Here is a 17,238-nt window from a genome sequence, read left to right as displayed (position 1 = left end):
GCACGCTTCGGCCCACCTGGCACACCACAGGCGGTCCTGCTTCGGTCACCCTGTCGTCCCACCCTGTCCTTCAGCGTGATGTCTCCCTGCTATCAACAGTCCTGACGGGCCGCCTGTCAACCTCGATGCGGTAAATCGTTCCGCCGTCGTGACATGGCTACCTTACGCGCCGGCGCTCCAGCCCGAGGCGGGCGGCGGCCTCGTCCCAGCGGGCGCCGCCGCCGGACGGGACGTAGCGGCGCAGCGGCTGGGTCGCGGCGACCAGGGCGCGGGAGTCGGCGAGCCCGCCGACGACGCCGTGCGCGCGGGCCTGCGCCAGGACGTTGCCGAGCGCGGTCGCCTCCACCGGCCCGGCGACCACGGGGAGCCCGGCGGCGTCGGCGGTGAGGCGGCACAGCAGGTCGTTGCGGCTGCCGCCGCCCACCAGGTGGACGACCTCGATCCCGGCGCCGGACAGCGCCGCGGCCTGCCGGAGCGCGGCCCGGTGCGCGAGGGCGAGGCTGTCCAGGACGCAGCGGACGGTAGCGGCGGGCCCGGCCGGCTCGGGGAAGCCGCGGCGGCGGCAGTGCGCGGCGATGCGGGCGGGCATGTCGCCGGGCGGGAGGAACTCCGGGTCGTCGGGGTCGATGAGCGACCGCAGGCCCGGCGCCCGTGCCGCCTCGGAGAGCAGGGCGGGCAGGTCGGGGCTGCCCCACGCCCGCAGCGACTCCTGGAGGAGCCACAGGCCCATCACGTTGCGCAGGTAGCGGACCGTCCCGTCGACGCCGCCCTCGTTGGTGAAGTTCGCCTCGCGGCTCGCCTCGGTCAGGACGGGCGCGTCCAGTTCGACGCCGACCAGCGACCAGGTGCCGCAGGAGATGTAGGCGAACCGGCCGGTCTCGGCCGGGACGGCGGCGACGGCGGACGCCGTGTCGTGCGAGCCGACGGCGGTGACCTGGAGGGACGGGTGGCCCGTCTCGTCGGCCACGTCCTTGCGGAGGGTTCCGATGGCGTCGCCCGGGTCGCGGAGCGGCGGGAAGATCCGCGCGGGGAGGCCGAGGCGGGTGATGAGGTCCCGCGACCAGGCGCCGGTGCGGACGTCGAGGAGACCGGTCGTGGACGCGTTCGTCCGCTCCGCGCCGATCTCGCCGGTGAGCCAGTAGGCGAGGAGGTCGGGGACGAGGAGCAGCATGCTCGCCCCGGTCAGGTCGTCCGCCGCGAGCTGGTAGATCGTGTTGAACGGGAGGAACTGCACGCCGGACGCCTGGTACAGGACGTCGTCGCCCACCTCGGCGCGGACGCGGTCCAGCACGCCTTCGGTGCGGGCGTCGCGGTAGTGGACGGGGTTGCGCAGCAGCGTGCCGCCCGCATCGAGGAGGCCGTAGTCGACGGCCCACGAGTCGATGCCGACCGAGGTCAGCCCGGACGGCACGGCGCGCAGCCCGTCGAGGACGTTCCTGTACAGGCCGAGGATGTCCCAGTGCAGCGTGCCGTTCACCCGGACGGGACGGTTCGGGAAGCGGCGGACCTCGTCCAGTTCGAGCGTGCCGGGGCCGACGCGTCCGGCCATCACCCGCCCGCTGGACGCCCCCAGGTCGACCGCCGCGAAAGTCGCCTCGCTCATTGGACGACCAGCACCTCCAGCGTGCGGGGCCCGTGCACGCCCTCCACGCGGGACAGTTCGATGTCGCTCGTCGCGGACGGCCCGGACACGAACGTCAGCGGCCGGAGCGGGTCGAGCCGCTCCAGCGCCTCGGGCACGTCCGGGGCGACCTGCCCGGCGAGCACGATGATCAGGTGGCGGTCGGGGACGAGCGACAGCGCACGCGGCCCCTGGCCCGCGCCGTGGTCGAGGACGATCGTCCCGGTCTCGGCGATCGCGGCGGCGCAGCCCGTGACCGCGCCCGCGAGGCCGTCGAGCGCGGCGACGGACGGGTCGCGCACGAACGAGGCGTCCGACGCGGAGATCCACTCGCCGGGCAGATCGGACGGGACGCCGTAGGGGCCGGGCCGCGCGGCCAGCAGCTCCGCGACCGTCCCCGGCACGTCGGACGCCGGGACGCGCAGGACCGTCGCGCGGTAGTCGGCGACCCGCTCGGCGAACAGGTCGAGGACGGCGTCATCGTGGTGGCGGCGCAGGTAGCCGCGGTCGATGCGGGCGTAGGCGGCGGCGACCTCGGCGGCCGGGCGGGCCGGCGTCGCCCGGTCGACCCGTCGCAGGATCTCCTCGCGGGCGCTCACCCTTCGCCCTCCTCCGTGCGGCCGCCGTCCGTCTCCGTGCGGCCGCCGTCCGTCCGGGCCCACCAGGCGCGGAACGACTCGGGCGGCGGGGCGGGCGCGTCGCGCGTCTCCGTCCAGGCGCTCAGCGGCCCGGGCAGCCGCCGGATCCGGCCGCCGCGCGCCACGACGCGGCGGCTCGCCGACGCCGCCCGCTGCGCGAGGGCGAGCCGGGTGGGGGAGCGGAGCGTCCATCCGGCCGCGGTCATCGCGACCTTTTCGAGCGGGTGCCGCGGCCCCTTCTCCACCGCGCGGGCCCGCAGGTGGACGAGCACCTCCGGGATGTCGATCGCGACCGGGCACGCCTCGAAGCACGCCCCGCACAGCGTCGACGCGTAGGGCAGCGACGCGTCGACCGCCGACCCGATGCCCCTGATCTGCGGCGACAGGATCGCGCCGATCGGCCCCGGATACGGCGACCCGTAGGCGTGGCCGCCCGCCCGCTGGTAGACGGGGCACACGTTCAGGCACGCGGAGCAGCGGATGCAGCGCAACGCCTGCCGTCCCACCTCGTCGGCGAGGGTGGCGGTGCGGCCGTTGTCGAGCAGGACGAGGTGGAAGTCGCGCGGCCCGTCGCCGGGATGGACGCCCGTCCAGGCGGAGGTGTACGGGTTCATCCGCTCCGCCGTGGACGAGCGGGGCAGCAGTTGCAGGAAGACCTCCAGGTCCCGCCAGGACGGCACGATCTTCTCCACGCCCATCACCGAGATCAGCGTCTCGGGGAGCGTCAGGCACATCCGGCCGTTGCCCTCCGACTCCAGGACGACGAGCGTCCCGGTGTCGGCGACGGCGAAGTTCACCCCCGACACCCCGACCTTCGCCGACAGGAACTTGGCGCGCAGATGCCGCCGCGCCGCCTCCGCCAGCTCGGCGGGCGCGTCGGTCAGCCCGGGCGGCGCGTCCTTCATGGCGCGCAGGAAGATGTCGCGGATGTCGGACCTGTTGCGGTGGATGGCGGGCACGAGGATGTGCGACGGGCGGTCGTCCCCGAGCTGGACGATCAGCTCCGCCAGGTCGGTCTCGTAGGCGGTGACGCCCTCCTCGGCGAGGAACTCGTTGAGCCCGATCTCCTGCGTGGCCATCGACTTGACCTTGACGACCTCGGTCTCGCCCGTCGCCTTCACCAGGTCGGCGACGATGCGGTTGGCCTCGGCGGCGTCCCGCGCCCAGTGGACCGTTCCGCCCGCTTCAGCGACCTTCGCCTCCAGTTCCCGCAGGTAGTGGCCGAGGTTCTCCAGGACGTGGTCCTTGATCTGCTTGCCCGCCTCGCGCAGGGCGGGCCAGTCGTCCAGCTCGGCGACGGCCGCCGCGCGGCGGCCCCGGATCGTGGTGGTCGCGTGCGCGAGGTTGCCGCGCAGGCGCGGGTCGGCGACCGCGCGGCGCGCCGCGTCCGGGAACGACGGCATCCCCACATAGGTCGGCATCGCGGAGGAGGTCATGACGGGTCCTCCTCGGTGGAGGCGAGGATCTCGGCCAGGTGGACGGTCCGCACCCCCGCGCGCGTGCGGGTGAGCGCGCCGCCGATGTGCATCAGGCAGGAGTTGTCGGCCGCGCAGAGCGCCTCCGCCCTCGTCTCCCGGACGGCGGTGACCTTGTCCGCGCACATCGCGGCCGACACCTCGGCGTTCTTCAGCGCGAACGTCCCGCCGAACCCGCAGCACTCGGCGGCGTCCGGCAGGTCGACCAGGTCGATGCCGCGGACCTCGCGCAGCAGCTGCAGCGGACGGTCGCCGGCGTGCAGCATCCGCAGCGAGTGGCAGGTCGGGTGGTACGTGACGCGGTGCGGGAAGTACGCGCCGACGTCGGTGACGCCCAGCACGTCCACCAGGAACTCCGACAGCTCGTAGACGCGGGACGCGACCCCGGCGGAGCGGGGCGCGAGCCGCGGATGCCAGTCGCGGATCATCGCGCCGCACGACGCGGACGGCGTCACGACCGCGTCGTAGGGCTCGAACGTCTCCGCGAACCCCTTCACCATGTGCCGGGCCTGCCGCCGGTACCCGGTGTTGAGGTGCATCTGCCCGCAGCACGTCTGCCCGGACGGGAACTCCACGTCGTGGCCGAGCCGCCGGAGCAGCCGCACCGCCGCCTTGCCCGTCCCCGGGTACAGCGTGTCGTTCACGCAGGTCAGGAACAGCGCGACCCGCATCAGGCGCCTCCTCCCGCACGGCGGCTGGACTCGCGCACCACCAGCTCCGGCTGGAACATGACCTGCTGGTGGGCGTGCCCGGCCGGGTCGTCGCACTCCTCCAGCAGCAGCTCCGTCGCGATCTTGCCGAGCTGGTAGGTGGGCTGCCGCACCGAGCTCAGCGGGACCGCTGCGGCGGCCGTGAACTCGATGTCGTCGTACCCGATCAGCGCGATGTCAGCCGGCACCTTCAGCCCCGCCTGCAGCAGGACGCGCAGGACGCCGAGCGCCAGCAGGTCGTTCGCGCAGAAGATCCCGTCGGGCAGCGGCGGGCCCGCCTCCAGGAGCCGCCGCGCCGCCTCCTGCCCGGCCCGCGCGTTCATCGCGCCGACGGCCACCTCCCGCATCGCCTCGCGGCCGAGCCCGGCGGCGCGCAGCGCCCGCAGCGCGCCCTTGCGCCGGTCGGCGCACTGCCGCAGCACCGGAGGGCCGGTGACGAACGCCAGCGTGCGGGCGCCGCCGGCCAGCAGCTCGCCGGCCGCCAGCTCGCCGCCCGAGACGTCGTCGACGGCGACGGAGCACTGGTTCGCGCGGGGCGTCGGATGGTCGAGCAGCACCACCGGGACGTTCCGCTCGCGCAGCCGCCACGCGGCCTCGCCGTCGTCGCCGACCGGCGTCAGCAGCACGCCGCGGACCCGCTGCTCGGCGAACACCCGCAGGTTGCGCTGCTCCCGCGCGTCCGACTCGCCGGACGACGACAGGATCACCGCGTAGCCGCGCTCGCTCGCGGTGTCCTCGACGCCGCGGGCCACGTCGGTGAAGAACGGGTTGGCGAGGTCGAGGACCATCAGCCCGATCGTGCTGCTGTGCCCGGCGCGCAGCGTGGACGCCGACCCGTTGCGGACGAACCCGAGCTCCCTGATGGACTCCTCGACCCGCGTCCGGGTCGACTCGGCCACCCGCTCGGGACGGTTGAGCACGTTGGACACGGTGCCCGGCGAGACGCCGGCGTGCGCCGCGACCTGCTTGATGCCGACCGTCCTGCTGAGGTTCTCAGGACGCCCGGCGCCGTCTGTGCCCACTCTGCTCGCTCCCGGTCCGTCCGCTGGTGTGCGGCTCACTTTGGGTCATCGCATTAAAACGTGTCAACCCCGCTGTCGGGACCACGAGGCCGGAAACCGGGGCGGCCGTCCCGGCCGCGGACGACTTGCAAAACTCCCTCGGCCCCGTGAACACGGGGCTTCCGGTGATCTTAGACCGCCCGGCCGCCGGGTTCCCTCTTGACGAGTGCTTCGGCTCACATCTAGCGTCCTCCGCAACATCTTGTTAAAACGTTTTTCATCGGAACGTTTCCGACGTGCTCCGCGAGGAGGGCCGCGATGAGTGCACCCGCCCGGTCGGCGCCGCCGACATTGGCGCTGGTCAACGTGAGCAAGTCGTTCGGCGCGGTGCGCGCCCTGCAGGGCGTGACGCTGGAGCTGCGCGCGGGCGAGGTGCACGCCCTGGCCGGGGAGAACGGCGCGGGCAAGTCGACGGTCGTAAAAACGTTCGCAGGCGTGCATCGTCCGGACGCGGGCGAGGTACGGGTGGACGGCGCGCCCGTCGCCTTCGGCGGGCCCGCCGACGCGCAGGCCGCCGGGGTCGCCGTCATCTACCAGGAGCCCACGCTGTTCCCCGACCTGTCGGTCGCCGAGAACATCTTCATGGGCCGCCAGCCGCGCGGCCCGCTCGGCCGGGTCGACCGCCGCGCCATGCACGCCGAGACCGCGACGCTGTTCGGCCGGCTCGGCGTCGCGCTGGACCCGCGGCAGCCCGCCCGCGGCCTGTCCATCGCCGACCAGCAGGTCGTCGAGATCGCCAAGGCCATCTCCCGGGACGCGCGCGTCCTGATCATGGACGAGCCGACCGCCGCGCTCACCGGCCAGGAGGTCGCCCGGCTGTTCGCCGTCACCCGCACGCTGCGGGAGCAGGGCTGCGCGGTCCTGTTCATCTCGCACCGGCTGGAGGAGATCTTCGAGCTCTGCCAGCGCGTCACGACCCTGCGGGACGGCGCCTACGTCGGCACCGACCCGACCGCGGACATCACGCCGGACGACCTCGTCCGCCGGATGGTTGGCCGCGACCTCGACGCCCTCTACCCCAAGCAGGACGTGACGCCGGGCGAGGTCGCGCTGAAGGTCTCCCGGCTGACCCGCGAGGGCGCGTTCACCGACGTGTCCTTCGAGGTCCGCCGCGGCGAGATCGTCGCGCTGGCCGGGCTCGTCGGCGCCGGCCGCAGCGAGGTCGCCCGCGCGGTCTTCGGCGTCGACCGCTGGGACGCTGGCGGCGTCGAGGTCGCGGGCCGCGCGCTGCCGCCGGGCAGCCCCACCGCCGCGATGTCGGCCGGGCTCGCGCTCGTCCCGGAGGACCGCCGCCAGCAGGGCCTCGTCATGGACATGTCCATCGAGCGCAACATGGGCCTCACCCGGCTGAAGGCGCTCCGCCGCGAGACCGGCCGCGGCGGTCTGATCTCCCGGAGGGTCGAGCGGGACCGCGCCGCCGACTGGGGGCTGCGGCTCCAGCTCAAGTACGCCCGGCTGAGCGACGCCGTCGGCGTCCTGTCCGGCGGCAACCAGCAGAAGGTCGTGCTCGCCAAGTGGCTGGCCACCGAGCCGACCGTCCTGATCGTGGACGAGCCCACCCGCGGCATCGACGTCGGCACCAAGGCCGAGGTGCACCGGCTGCTGTCCGAGCTCGCCGCGCGGGACCTCGCGGTGCTGATGATCTCGTCCGACCTGCCGGAGGTGCTCGGCATGGCCGACCGCGTCCTGGTCATGCACGAGGGCCGGCTCACCGCCGAGATCCCCCGCGCGGACGCGACTGAGGAGAGCGTGATGGCCGCCGCGACCGGCCGCGCCGGCACCGGAAAGGCGGCTTGAAACCGATGACCGCACTCGCACAGTCCACGGCCAAGCCGGGCTCGGGCGGGCCGCCGGGCGGCGGCCGGCGCCTGGTCGAGACGGTGCTGCGCGCCCGCGAGCTGAGCATCCTCGGCGCGCTCGCCGTCCTCGTCGTGGCCACCACGATCGCGAACCCGCGGTTCCTGTCGCACCAGGGCGTCGAGGACATCTTCCTCAACGCCTCGATCCTGGTGCTGCTCGCCGTCGGGCAGAGCATGGTCGTCGTCACCCGCAACATCGACCTGTCGGTCGGGTCGGTGGTCGGGCTGGTGGCGTTCACGTCCGGGAAGTTCGCGTCGGCCGGGGACCGCAACGTCGTCCTCGTCGTGCTGGTCGGCGTCGGGATCGGGCTCGCGTGCGGCCTGGTGAACGGGCTGCTCGTCAGCTTCTGCCGGGTGCCGGCCCTCGTCGTCACCCTCGGCACCCTGTACGTGATCCAGGGGCTCGACTACCGCATCGCGCACGGCGAGCAGATCGGCGCCGCCGACCTGCCGTCCTCGGTGCTGAGCCTCGGCAACGACGGCGTCCTCGGGGTCCCGTACCTGCCGATCATCACCGTGGTGGTGATGCTGGCGGTCGGGTACTACCTGCGGTCGTACTCGTCCGGACGCGAGTTCTACGCGATCGGGTCCAGCCCGGAGGCGGCGATGCTCGCCGGGGTCCCGATCCGCCGCCGTGTCCTCACCGCCTACCTGGTCAGCGGCGCGCTCGCCGGGCTCGCCGGGGTGCTGTGGCTCGCCCGGTTCGGCACCGTCGTCGCGGACGCCGCGCACGGCTGGGAGCTGACCGTCGTCAGCGCCGTCGTCGTCGGCGGCGTCGCGATCACCGGCGGCGTCGGCACCGTGTACGGGGCCGCGCTCGGCGCGCTGCTGCTCACCACCATCGGCAGCGTCCTGGTGGTGCTGAAGGTCAACTCGTTCTGGCAGGACGCGATCACCGGCGTCCTGCTGCTGCTCGCCATCAGCGTCGACCGGCTGCTGGCGCTCCGCGTCACCCGGGCGCTGAGACAGCGATCCCTTGAATCCACCGCGCACCGGGACGTGCGCGCCGACGCGAAGGGGGAGGGCCGGTCATGAGCCGCCTGCTGCGGTGGGAGACCGCCGTCACCGCGCTGCTGGTCGTCGTGTTCGCGGGCGGCGCCGGGTTCTCGCCCGACTTCGCCAACAACGACAACCTGTCGTTCGCGCTCGACGACCTCAGCGAGATCGCGCTGATCGCGCTGCCGATGACGCTGCTGGTCGTCTGCGGCCAGGTCGACCTGTCGGTCGCGTCCGTCCTCGGGCTGTGCAGCGCGCTGACCGGCAAGCTGTGGGACGGCGGCATGGCCATCGAGGCGATCATCCCGCTGGTGCTCGCGGTCGGCGTCGTCTGCGGGCTCGTCAACGGGCTGCTCGTCACGAAGCTGGGGCTGCCGTCCCTGGCCGTGACGATCGGCACGATGACCCTCTACCGGGGCCTCGCGTACGTGACGCTCGGCACCGGCGCCATCTCCGAGTTCCCGGCCACCTACACCGACCTTGCGACGTCGTCCATCCCGGGCACGCCGATCCCGTACCCGATCGCGCTGTTCGTGCTGCTCGCCGTCGTGACCGGCGTCGTGCTGCACGCCACCGGCATCGGACGGTCCCTGTTCGCGATCGGCGCGCAGGAGGACGCCGCCTACTTCGCCGGCATCCGCGTCAAGCGGATCAAGCTACTCCTGTTCGTCGTGTCGGGGCTGGTCGCCGGGTTCGCCGGGATCGTCTACACGCTCCGCTACGGCAGCGCCCGCGCCGACAACGGCCTCGGCCTGGAGCTCACCGTCATCGCGGCGGTGCTGCTCGGCGGCGTCGACTTCGACGGCGGCAAGGGCACCCTCGGCGGCGTCATCGCCGCCGTGCTGCTGATCGGGTTGCTCCGCAACCTGCTGATGCTCAACGACGTGTCCACCGAGGTGCAGTCGATCGTGACCGGGCTGCTGCTCATCGTCAGCGTCCTCACCCCGCGGCTGATCGCCGTCGTCCGCGAGACGCAGGGCAGACGCCAGGCCGCGCGACCGGCGGCGAGACCGGCCGCGACCCCATGACCCCCGCCGCGTTCATCCCACCCCGTAGAGATCGAAAGGCACCCTGATGACCATTCGTCTGCGCGCCCCGCGCCGGCTGGCGGCCGTCGCCGCGGCGAGCGTCCTGGCGCTCGGCCTGGCCGGCTGCGGCGGGACCACCAAGGACTCCTCGTCCGGCTCCGGGGACGCCAAGGCCGGCGGGAAGGCGTCCGCCGACCCGAACGCGCCGCTGAAGAAGGACCTGAAGCTGGCGTTCCTGCCGAAGCAGGTCAACAACCCGTACGAGACGATCGTCGACAACGCCGGGATCGCGGCGGCCAAGGAGTTCGGGGCGGCGGCCAAGGAGGTCGGGCCGTCCGACGCGTCGGCGTCCTCGCAGGTGTCCTACATCAACACGCTCATCCAGCAGCGGCACGACGCGATCCTCATCGCCGCCAACGACGAGAACGCGGTGTGCGGACCGCTGAAGCAGGCGATGTCCAAGGACATCAAGATCGTCGCCTACGACTCCGACACCAACCCGCAGTGCCGCGACCTGTTCATCAACCAGGCCAGCTCGGAGGAGATCGGACGCAGCGAGGTCCGGCTGCTCGCCCAGCAGCTCGGCCACAAGGGCGAGATCGCGATCCTGTCGGCGACCGCGAACGCCACCAACCAGAACACCTGGATCAAGTTCATGAAGGACGAGCTGACGAAGCCGGAGTACGCCGGCATGAAGCTCGTCAAGGTCGCCTACGGCGACGACGACGACCAGAAGTCGTTCCAGCAGACGCAGGGGCTGCTCCAGGCGTACCCGAACCTGAAGGGCATCATCTCGCCCACCACCGTCGGCATCGCCGCCGCGGCCCGCTACATCTCCGGGTCCAAGTACAAGGGCAAGGTCGTGCTGACCGGGCTCGGCACCCCCGACCAGATGCGCAAGTTCGTCAAGGACGGCACCGTCAAGCAGTTCGAGCTGTGGGACCCGAAGAACCTCGGCTACCTCGCGTCCTACGCGGCGGCGGCGCTGGCGTCCGGCCAGATCACCGGCGCGCAGGGCGAGAAGTTCAAGGCGGGCAGGCTCGGCGAGCGCGCGATCGGCGCCAACGGCGAGGTGATCCTCGGCCCGCCGACCGTGTTCGACGCCAAGAACATCGACCAGTACCACTTCTGACCCGTCGATGCCCGAACGCACGAAGCGCGTCTGCTTCCTGCTGAAGGTCAGGCAGGACCGCCTGGAGGAGTACAAGCGACGCCACCAGGCGGTCTGGCCCGACCTGCGCAACGCGCTGCGCGACACCGGCTGGCACAACTACTCGCTGTTCCTGCGCGAGGACGGCCTCCTCGTCGGCTACCTGGAGACCGACGACTTCGAGGCCGCGCAGGAGGCGATGGCCCGCACGGAGGTCAACGCGCGCTGGCAGGCGGAGATGGCGCCGTACTTCGAGGACCTCGACGGCCGTCCCGACGACGGGATCCGGCCGCTCCCCGAGATCTTCCACCTGGATTGAGAGGTCACACGTGAACGACTCCAGCGCGGTGAAGGACGCCCTGCGCCGCCAGCAGATCGAGACTCCCTCCTGGGCGTACGGGAACTCGGGGACCCGGTTCAAGGTCTTCGCCCAGCAGGGCGTGCCGCGCACCCCGCAGGAGAAGATCGACGACGCCGCGCAGGTGCACCGCTTCACCGGCGTCGCGCCGCGCGTCGCCGTCCACATCCCCTGGGACCGGGTGGACGACTACGCCGCGCTGGCCGCGCACGCCGAGGAGAGGGGGGTGCGGATCGGCGCCGTCAACACCAACGTCTTCCAGGACGACGACTACATGCTCGGCAGCGTCACCAACCCCGATCCGGCCGTCCGCCGCAAGGCCCTCGACCAGTTGCTCGAAGCCGTCGACATCATGGACGTGACGGGTTCCCGCGACCTGAAGCTGTGGTTCTCCGACGGCACGAACTATCCGGGGCAGGACGACATCCGCGCCCGCCAGGACCGGCTGGCCGAGGCCCTCGCCGCCGTGTACGAGCGGCTCGGCGACGGCCAGCGGTTCCTGCTGGAGTACAAGCTGTTCGAGCCCGCGTTCTACATGACCGACCTGCCGGACTGGGGCGCGTCCTACGCGCACTGCGTGAAGCTCGGCCCGAAGGCGCAGGTGGTCGTCGACACCGGGCATCACGCGCCGGGCACGAACATCGAGTTCATCGTGGCGTTCCTGCTGCGCGAGGGGAAGCTCGGCGGGTTCGACTTCAACTCCCGCTTCTACGCCGACGACGACCTGATGGTCGGCGCGGCCGACCCGTTCCAGCTGTTCCGGATCATGTACGAGGTGGTGCGGGGCGGCGGCTACGACGCCGAGACGGGCGTGGCGTTCATGCTCGATCAGTGCCACAACATCGAGCCGAAGATCCAGGGGCAGATCCGCTCGGTGATGAACGTCCAGGAGGCGACGGCGAAGGCGTTGCTCGTGGACGCCGAGGCGCTGGCCGCCGCGCAGGCGTCGGGTGACGTGCTCGCCGCGAACGCGGTGTTCATGGACGCCTACGACACCGACGTCCGGCCGCTGCTCGCGGAGCTGCGCGAGGAGATGGGGCTGCATCCGGACCCGGTCGCCGCGTACAAGGCGTCCGGCTACTTCGAGAAGGTCCGCGCCGAGCGGACGGCCGGGCAGGCGGCGGGATGGGGCGCGTGATGATCTCACGAAGAGGTTTCCTGGGGGCCACGGCCGTGACCGGGGCGGCGCTCGGCGCCCCCGGGACGGCGTCGGCGGCGTCGGCGGCGTCCGGTGGCGGGCTGCGGGTGACCGCGCTCGACGTGCAGGACGCGCCGAACCCGCTGGGCATGGACGAGCCCGCGCCCCGCCTCGGCTGGCTGCTGGCGTCGTCGCGCCGCGGCGACGCGCAGACGGCGTACCAGGTCGTGGTCTCGTCCGGCCGGGACGTCGTCTGGGACAGCGGCCGTGTCGCCTCGGCCCAGACGCGGAACATCGTGTACGGCGGCCCCGGGCTGGTGCCCGGCCGCCGGTACGAGTGGCGGGTGCGCGCCTGGGACGCGGCGGGCGGCGCGTCCGGCTGGAGCGACCGGGGCTGGTGGGAGACGGGCGTCGGCGACTGGGGGACGGGCTGGATCTGGCCGGGCTCCTCGGCGCCGCTCTGGGACGACTTCCGCCTGGAGGCCGACCTCACCGTCACCGAGCTGGCGTTCGGCCTGTTCTTCCGCGCCGACGGCGGGTCCAACGGCTACATGTGGCAGCTCGCCGAGGGGTCGCTGCTGCGGCCGCACAAGCTGGTCAACGGCTCCTGGAGCGTGCTGAAGAGCGTGCCCGTCCCCGTCGACCGGCTGATCGGCACGCCGCTGAAGGTCGCGATCGACGCGCAAGGCGGCACCATCCGCACCTACGTGGACGGCACGCTCGTGGACACCCTGTCCGACGACACGTTCGCGTCCGGCACCATCGGGCTGCGCACCGACGGCCGCGAGGCCGGGGTGCTGCGGCGGATCACCGTCACCGGCGGCGCGCCGTTCGACGACGACTTCACCGGCCGCGCGCCGTACCGGTGGAGCGGCGGCACGGTCGCGGACGGCGAGCTGAAGATCACCAACGGGGTCGCGTTCCCCCGGCCGTTCAACCCGCTGCTGCGCAAGGAGTTCACGCTGCGGGCGCGGCCGTCGCGGGCGCGCGCGTACATCTGCGGGCTGGGATACCACGAGCTGTTCGTCAACGGCGAACGCGTCGGCGACCACATGCTCGACCCGGCGTGGACCGACTACGCGCGCCGCGTCGGCTACGTCACCCATGACGTCACGCGCCACCTGGTCAGGGGCCGCAACGCGGTCGGGGTGGCGCTGGGGCGCGGCTGGTTCGGCGGGATGGGCACCGGGAAGATGGGGCCAGGCGATCCGGTGCCGGAGCCCGGCACGGGCTGGGACGGCCGCCAGCGGCTGCTGTTCCGGCTGGTCGCGGACGGCGCCGCGGTCGTCGGCGACGGCACCTGGAAGACCGCCCCGGGCCCGGCGTTCGCGGGCGCGGTCACCCCGGACACCGAGCACTACGACGCGCGGCTGGCCGTCCCCGGCTGGTCGGCGCCCGGTTTCGACGACAAGGGCTGGACGCCCGCCAAGCCGATCAAGACCGCCGGAGTCGAGGTGCGGGCCCAGGCGATCGAGCCGATCAAGATCACCGACTCGATCCGCCCGGTCGAGATCACCCATCCCGCGCCCGGCGTGCACGTGTACGACTTCGGCGTCAACATCGCGGGCATCGTCCGGCTGAAGGTCCGGGGCCCGGCCGGGACGGAGGTCCGGCTGCGGCACGGCGAACGGCTCACCGCGGACGGCACCGTCCACCCCGGCGGGCGCGACCAGACCGACACCTACGTGCTGAGCGGCAAGGGCACCGAGGTCTGGCAGCCGTCGTTCAGCTACAAGGGCTTCCAGTTCGTCGAGGTGCGCGGCTACCCCGGCACGCCCGGACGGGACGCCCTGCGCGCCCTGCGCCTGCACACCGCCGTGGCCAGTACAGGCCGCTTCACCTGCGCGAACGGCCTGCTGAACCAGATCCACGAGGCCGCCCGCTCCACCCTCCTCAACAACCACGTGTCGGTGCCGACCGACGGCTCGATGGAGGAGAAGCTGCCGTGGACCGGCGACGCGGGCCTGATGGAGGACTCCGCGTTCGCCAACTACGACATGCGCCGCTTCTACGCCAAGTGGCTCACCGACATCCGCGACACCCAGGGCGAGGACGGCAACATCGCGTCGTGGGCGCCGCAGCCGCGTCCCGGGTTCCGTCCGCCGTCGCCGTCCTGGGCCAACCAGTACGTCGCGACCGTGTGGAACCTGCACCGGTACTACGACGCCCGCTGGGCGCTGGCCGAGTACTACGACTCGCTCGTCCGGTACGCCGCGTACGAGGCGGGACGGCTCGACGGCCGGGGCCTGAGCACCGACGAGTGGGGCGACTACAACGCGCCGTCCGCGCAGAGCGGCGCCGTGAACGCGCTCATGGGCACCGCGTACGTGTACCGCACGCATGTCCAGCTCGCCGAGATCGCCGCTGAGCTGGGCAAGGACGCCGACGCGCGGCGGCTGCGCGGCAAGGCCGCCGAGGTGTCCCGCGCGTTCAACGCGGCGTACCTGGACGCCGGGCGCGGCCTCTACCGGGCCGACGACGCCTACCGGCAGACGCCGAACGTGCTGGCGCTGGCGTTCGGGCTGGTGCCGTCCGAGCACGTCAAGGCGGTCGTGGCGAACCTGGTCCACGACGTGGCCGAGACGCGCGAAGGCCACCTCGACACCGGCGTGCTCGGCACCAAGTACCTGCTGCCGGTGCTGTGCGACCACGGCCACGCCGACCTCGCGTACCGGGTGGCGACGCAGACGACCGAGCCGAGCTGGGGGTTCTGGTTCGCCAACGGCGCGACATCGCTGTGGGAGATGTGGCACCTCGGCTCGCGCTCGCGCGGCCACGGCTTCCTCGGCACGGTCGACGAGTGGTTCTACCGGTACGTGGCGGGCATCGAGCCGGCCGCGCCCGGGTTCCGGCGGATCCTGATGCGGCCCTGCCTGCCCGCCGGGCTCGCCCACGCGGAGGCGTCGGTCGACACGGTCCGGGGCCGCGCCGCCGTGAGCTGGCGGCGGGAACGCGGGCGGCTGGCGTTCCGCGCCGAGGTGCCGGTCGGCGCGATGGCCGAGGTGCGCCTGCCGGCCACCGCCGTCGCGCTGGACGGCGCACGCGCGCTCGGCGCCGGCCGTTTCGAGGCCGGTCCCGGCACCCATCGATTCCAGGTGAGGAGAGGCTGATGACGGGCAGTCCGCCCGAGGTCCGGCAGCTGATCGAGCGTTCGCACGCGCTCGGGTCCGACCCGCGCAACACCAACTACGCCGGCGGGAACGCGTCAGCCAAGGCGGTGGTGGAGGACCCGGTGACCGCGTCGCCGGTCGAGCTGATGTGGGTGAAGGGGTCCGGCGGCGACCTGGGAACGCTGGCCGAGAGCGGCCTTGCCGCCCTCCGCCTGGATCGCCTGCGCGCGCTGACCGGCGTCTATCCGGGGATCGAGCGCGAGGACGAGATGGTCGCCGCGTTCGACTACTGCCTGCACGGCAAGGGCGGCGCGGCCCCGTCGATCGACACCGCCATGCACGGCCTGGTCGACGCCGCGCACGTCGACCACCTGCATCCCGACTCCGGCATCGCGATCGCGACGGCGGCGGACGGCGAGGAGCTGACCCGGCGGATCTTCGGCGACCGGGTGGCGTGGGCGCCGTGGCGGCGTCCCGGCTTCCGCCTCGGCCTCGACATCGCCGAGATCAAGCGGGCGAACCCGCGGGCGATCGGCGTGATCCTCGGCGGGCACGGCATCACCGCGTGGGGCGAGACGAGCGAAAAGTGCCAGGCCAACTCGCTGGACATCATCCGCACCGCGGAGGCGTACATCGCCGAGCACGGCAGGCCCGACCCGTTCGGCGAGGTCGTCCATCCGGCGCTGCAGGAGGAGGAGCGGCGCGCCCGGGCGGCCGCGCTGTTCCCGCTGCTGCGCGGGCTGGCGTCGACGGACCGTCCGCAGGTGGGGCATTTCACCGACGGCGAGACGGTGCTCGACTTCGTGTCCCGCGCCGAGCATCCGCGGCTCGCCGCGCTGGGCACGTCCTGCCCGGACCATTTCCTGCGGACGAAGGTCGCCCCGATGGTCCTGGACCTGCCGCCGGACGCGCCGCTCGACGACGCCAAGGCCCGGCTCAAGGAACTCCACGCCGCCTACCGCGAGGAGTACGCCGCCTACTACGCGCGCCACGCCGCCGCCGATTCCCCGCCGATGCGGGGTGCGGACCCGGCGATCGTCCTCGTCCCCGGCGTCGGCATGTTCTCCTTCGGCGCGAACAAGCAGACCGCGCGGGTCGCCGGAGAGTTCTACGTCAACGCGATCAACGTGATGCGCGGCGCGGAGGCGCTGTCGGAGTACGCGCCGATCCCGGAGGCGGAGAAGTTCCGCATCGAGTACTGGGAGCTTGAGGAGGCCAAGCTCCGCCGGATGCCCGCGCCGAAGCCGCTCGCCGCGCGGGTCGCGCTGGTCACCGGCGGCGGCTCCGGCATCGGCGCGGCCACCGCCCGCCGCCTCGCCGCCGAGGGCGCCTGCGTCGTCGTCGCCGACCGGGACGCCGCGGCCGCCGAGAAGGTCGCCGCCGAGATCGGCGCGAATGCGCCGCGGGCCGCCGACGCGGCCGTCGCGGTCGCCGCCGACGTCACCTCCGAGGACGAGATCGCGGCGGCCGTCCGGGACGCGGTGCTGGCGTTCGGCGGCGTCGACCTCGTCGTCAACAACGCCGGGCTGTCGATCTCCAAGCCGCTGCTGGAGACGTCCGCCGCCGACTGGGACCTCCAGCACGACGTCATGGCGCGCGGCTCGTTCCTCGTGTCCCGCGAGACCGCCCGCGTGCTGGTCGAGCAGGGGATGGGCGGCGACATCGTGTACGTCTCTTCCAAGAACGGGGTGTTCGCCGGGCCGAACAACATCGCCTACGGCGCGACGAAGGCCGACCAGGCGCACCAGGTCCGGCTGCTCGCCGCCGAGCTGGGGGAGCACGGCGTCCGCGTCAACGGCGTCAACCCGGACGGCGTCGTCCGCGGCTCGGGGATCTTCGCGGGCGGCTGGGGCGCGCGGCGCGCCGCCGTGTACGGCGTCGAGGAGGAGCGGCTCGGCGAGTTCTACGCGCAGCGGACGCTGCTGAAGCGCGAGGTGCTGCCCGAGCACGTCGCCGCCGCCGTCTTCGCCCTCACCGGCGGGGACCTGACCCACACCACCGGACTGCACATCCCCGTGGACGCCGGCGTCCCGGCCGCGTTCCTGCGCTGAGGAGGCCGGCCGGCGGCCCGGACCGCACGGCCGCGGCGCTCAC

The 17,238-nt window shown here is 73.0% G+C and carries 13 protein-coding genes; 8 read left to right on the top strand and 5 right to left on the bottom strand.

The genetic code is table 11. The features are described 5' to 3' along the window. Positions 1 to 157: 157 nt before the first annotated feature. Genes ACH34T_RS22120 through ACH34T_RS22100 form a run of 5 tightly spaced genes read right to left on the bottom strand, consistent with a single transcriptional unit; the run spans position 158 to position 5,466 of the window. Positions 158 to 1,603 carry a rhamnulokinase family protein gene (locus ACH34T_RS22120; protein ID WP_395994096.1) on the bottom strand — a complete coding sequence of 482 codons (1,446 nt, stop codon included), beginning with the start codon at positions 1,601 to 1,603 and terminating at the stop codon, positions 158 to 160. Beyond that, positions 1,600 to 2,220, bottom strand: coding sequence for a lactate utilization protein C (locus ACH34T_RS22115; RefSeq protein WP_395994095.1), 621 nt, complete (start codon positions 2,218 to 2,220; stop codon positions 1,600 to 1,602). The genes ACH34T_RS22120 and ACH34T_RS22115 overlap by 4 nt, the downstream gene beginning before the upstream one ends. After that, positions 2,217 to 3,662: a LutB/LldF family L-lactate oxidation iron-sulfur protein gene (locus tag ACH34T_RS22110; protein WP_395994246.1), complete on the bottom strand. Its 1,446-nt coding sequence runs from the start codon at positions 3,660 to 3,662 to the stop codon at positions 2,217 to 2,219. Before ACH34T_RS22110 ends, ACH34T_RS22115 begins: the two co-directional genes overlap by 4 nt. A gap of 29 nt (positions 3,663 to 3,691) precedes the next feature. Then, positions 3,692 to 4,405: a (Fe-S)-binding protein gene (locus tag ACH34T_RS22105; RefSeq protein WP_395994094.1), complete on the bottom strand. Its 714-nt coding sequence runs from the start codon at positions 4,403 to 4,405 to the stop codon at positions 3,692 to 3,694. Further along, complete coding sequence (locus ACH34T_RS22100; RefSeq protein WP_395994093.1) at positions 4,405 to 5,466, bottom strand: LacI family DNA-binding transcriptional regulator; 1,062 nt, start codon at positions 5,464 to 5,466, stop codon at positions 4,405 to 4,407. Before ACH34T_RS22100 ends, ACH34T_RS22105 begins: the two co-directional genes overlap by 1 nt. 297 nt (positions 5,467 to 5,763) lie before the next feature. Here ACH34T_RS22100 and ACH34T_RS22095 point away from each other — a divergent pair, with 297 nt between their 5' ends. Genes ACH34T_RS22095 through ACH34T_RS22060 form a run of 8 tightly spaced genes read left to right on the top strand, consistent with a single transcriptional unit; the run spans position 5,764 to position 17,195 of the window. After that, complete coding sequence (locus tag ACH34T_RS22095) at positions 5,764 to 7,302, top strand: sugar ABC transporter ATP-binding protein (RefSeq protein WP_395994092.1); 1,539 nt, start codon at positions 5,764 to 5,766, stop codon at positions 7,300 to 7,302. Between the two features lie 5 nt (positions 7,303 to 7,307). Further along, positions 7,308 to 8,399, top strand: a complete 1,092-nt coding sequence (locus ACH34T_RS22090) for an ABC transporter permease (protein ID WP_395994091.1) — start codon at positions 7,308 to 7,310, stop codon at positions 8,397 to 8,399. Beyond that, on the top strand, positions 8,396 to 9,388 hold the full coding sequence (locus tag ACH34T_RS22085) for an ABC transporter permease (RefSeq protein WP_395994090.1): 993 nt from the start codon (positions 8,396 to 8,398) through the stop codon (positions 9,386 to 9,388). Before ACH34T_RS22090 ends, ACH34T_RS22085 begins: the two co-directional genes overlap by 4 nt. 46 nt (positions 9,389 to 9,434) lie before the next feature. Beyond that, positions 9,435 to 10,520 carry a rhamnose ABC transporter substrate-binding protein gene (gene rhaS / locus ACH34T_RS22080; protein WP_395994089.1) on the top strand — a complete coding sequence of 362 codons (1,086 nt, stop codon included), beginning with the start codon at positions 9,435 to 9,437 and terminating at the stop codon, positions 10,518 to 10,520. A gap of 7 nt (positions 10,521 to 10,527) precedes the next feature. Next, positions 10,528 to 10,857, top strand: coding sequence for an L-rhamnose mutarotase (locus ACH34T_RS22075; RefSeq protein WP_395994088.1), 330 nt, complete (start codon positions 10,528 to 10,530; stop codon positions 10,855 to 10,857). 10 nt (positions 10,858 to 10,867) lie between these two features. Beyond that, positions 10,868 to 12,034 carry an L-rhamnose isomerase gene (gene rhaI, locus ACH34T_RS22070; protein WP_395994087.1) on the top strand — a complete coding sequence of 389 codons (1,167 nt, stop codon included), beginning with the start codon at positions 10,868 to 10,870 and terminating at the stop codon, positions 12,032 to 12,034. Beyond that, complete coding sequence (locus tag ACH34T_RS22065) at positions 12,034 to 15,144, top strand: family 78 glycoside hydrolase catalytic domain (RefSeq protein WP_395994086.1); 3,111 nt, start codon at positions 12,034 to 12,036, stop codon at positions 15,142 to 15,144. The genes rhaI and ACH34T_RS22065 overlap by 1 nt, the downstream gene beginning before the upstream one ends. Then, on the top strand, positions 15,144 to 17,195 hold the full coding sequence (locus tag ACH34T_RS22060) for a bifunctional aldolase/short-chain dehydrogenase (protein ID WP_395994085.1): 2,052 nt from the start codon (positions 15,144 to 15,146) through the stop codon (positions 17,193 to 17,195). Before ACH34T_RS22065 ends, ACH34T_RS22060 begins: the two co-directional genes overlap by 1 nt. Positions 17,196 to 17,238: the final 43 nt, after the last annotated feature.

This window comes from Actinomadura sp. 9N215 (assembly GCF_044326345.1).
Lineage (GTDB): Bacteria > Actinomycetota > Actinomycetes > Streptosporangiales > Streptosporangiaceae > Spirillospora.
This window is presented reverse-complemented; position numbering and strand designations above follow the sequence as displayed.

Coding starts and splice junctions, on each gene's coding strand:
- ACH34T_RS22120 (WP_395994096.1), bottom strand. CDS start 1,603: ATGAGCGAGGCGACTTTCGCGGCGGTCGACCTGGGGGCGTCCAGCGGG.
- ACH34T_RS22110 (WP_395994246.1), bottom strand. CDS start 3,662: ATGCCGTCGTTCCCGGACGCGGCGCGCCGCGCGGTCGCCGACCCGCGC.
- ACH34T_RS22105 (WP_395994094.1), bottom strand. CDS start 4,405: ATGCGGGTCGCGCTGTTCCTGACCTGCGTGAACGACACGCTGTACCCG.
- ACH34T_RS22095 (WP_395994092.1), top strand. CDS start 5,764: ATGAGTGCACCCGCCCGGTCGGCGCCGCCGACATTGGCGCTGGTCAAC.
- ACH34T_RS22090 (WP_395994091.1), top strand. CDS start 7,308: ATGACCGCACTCGCACAGTCCACGGCCAAGCCGGGCTCGGGCGGGCCG.
- ACH34T_RS22085 (WP_395994090.1), top strand. CDS start 8,396: ATGAGCCGCCTGCTGCGGTGGGAGACCGCCGTCACCGCGCTGCTGGTC.
- rhaS (WP_395994089.1), top strand. CDS start 9,435: ATGACCATTCGTCTGCGCGCCCCGCGCCGGCTGGCGGCCGTCGCCGCG.
- ACH34T_RS22075 (WP_395994088.1), top strand. CDS start 10,528: ATGCCCGAACGCACGAAGCGCGTCTGCTTCCTGCTGAAGGTCAGGCAG.
- ACH34T_RS22065 (WP_395994086.1), top strand. CDS start 12,034: ATGATCTCACGAAGAGGTTTCCTGGGGGCCACGGCCGTGACCGGGGCG.
- ACH34T_RS22060 (WP_395994085.1), top strand. CDS start 15,144: ATGACGGGCAGTCCGCCCGAGGTCCGGCAGCTGATCGAGCGTTCGCAC.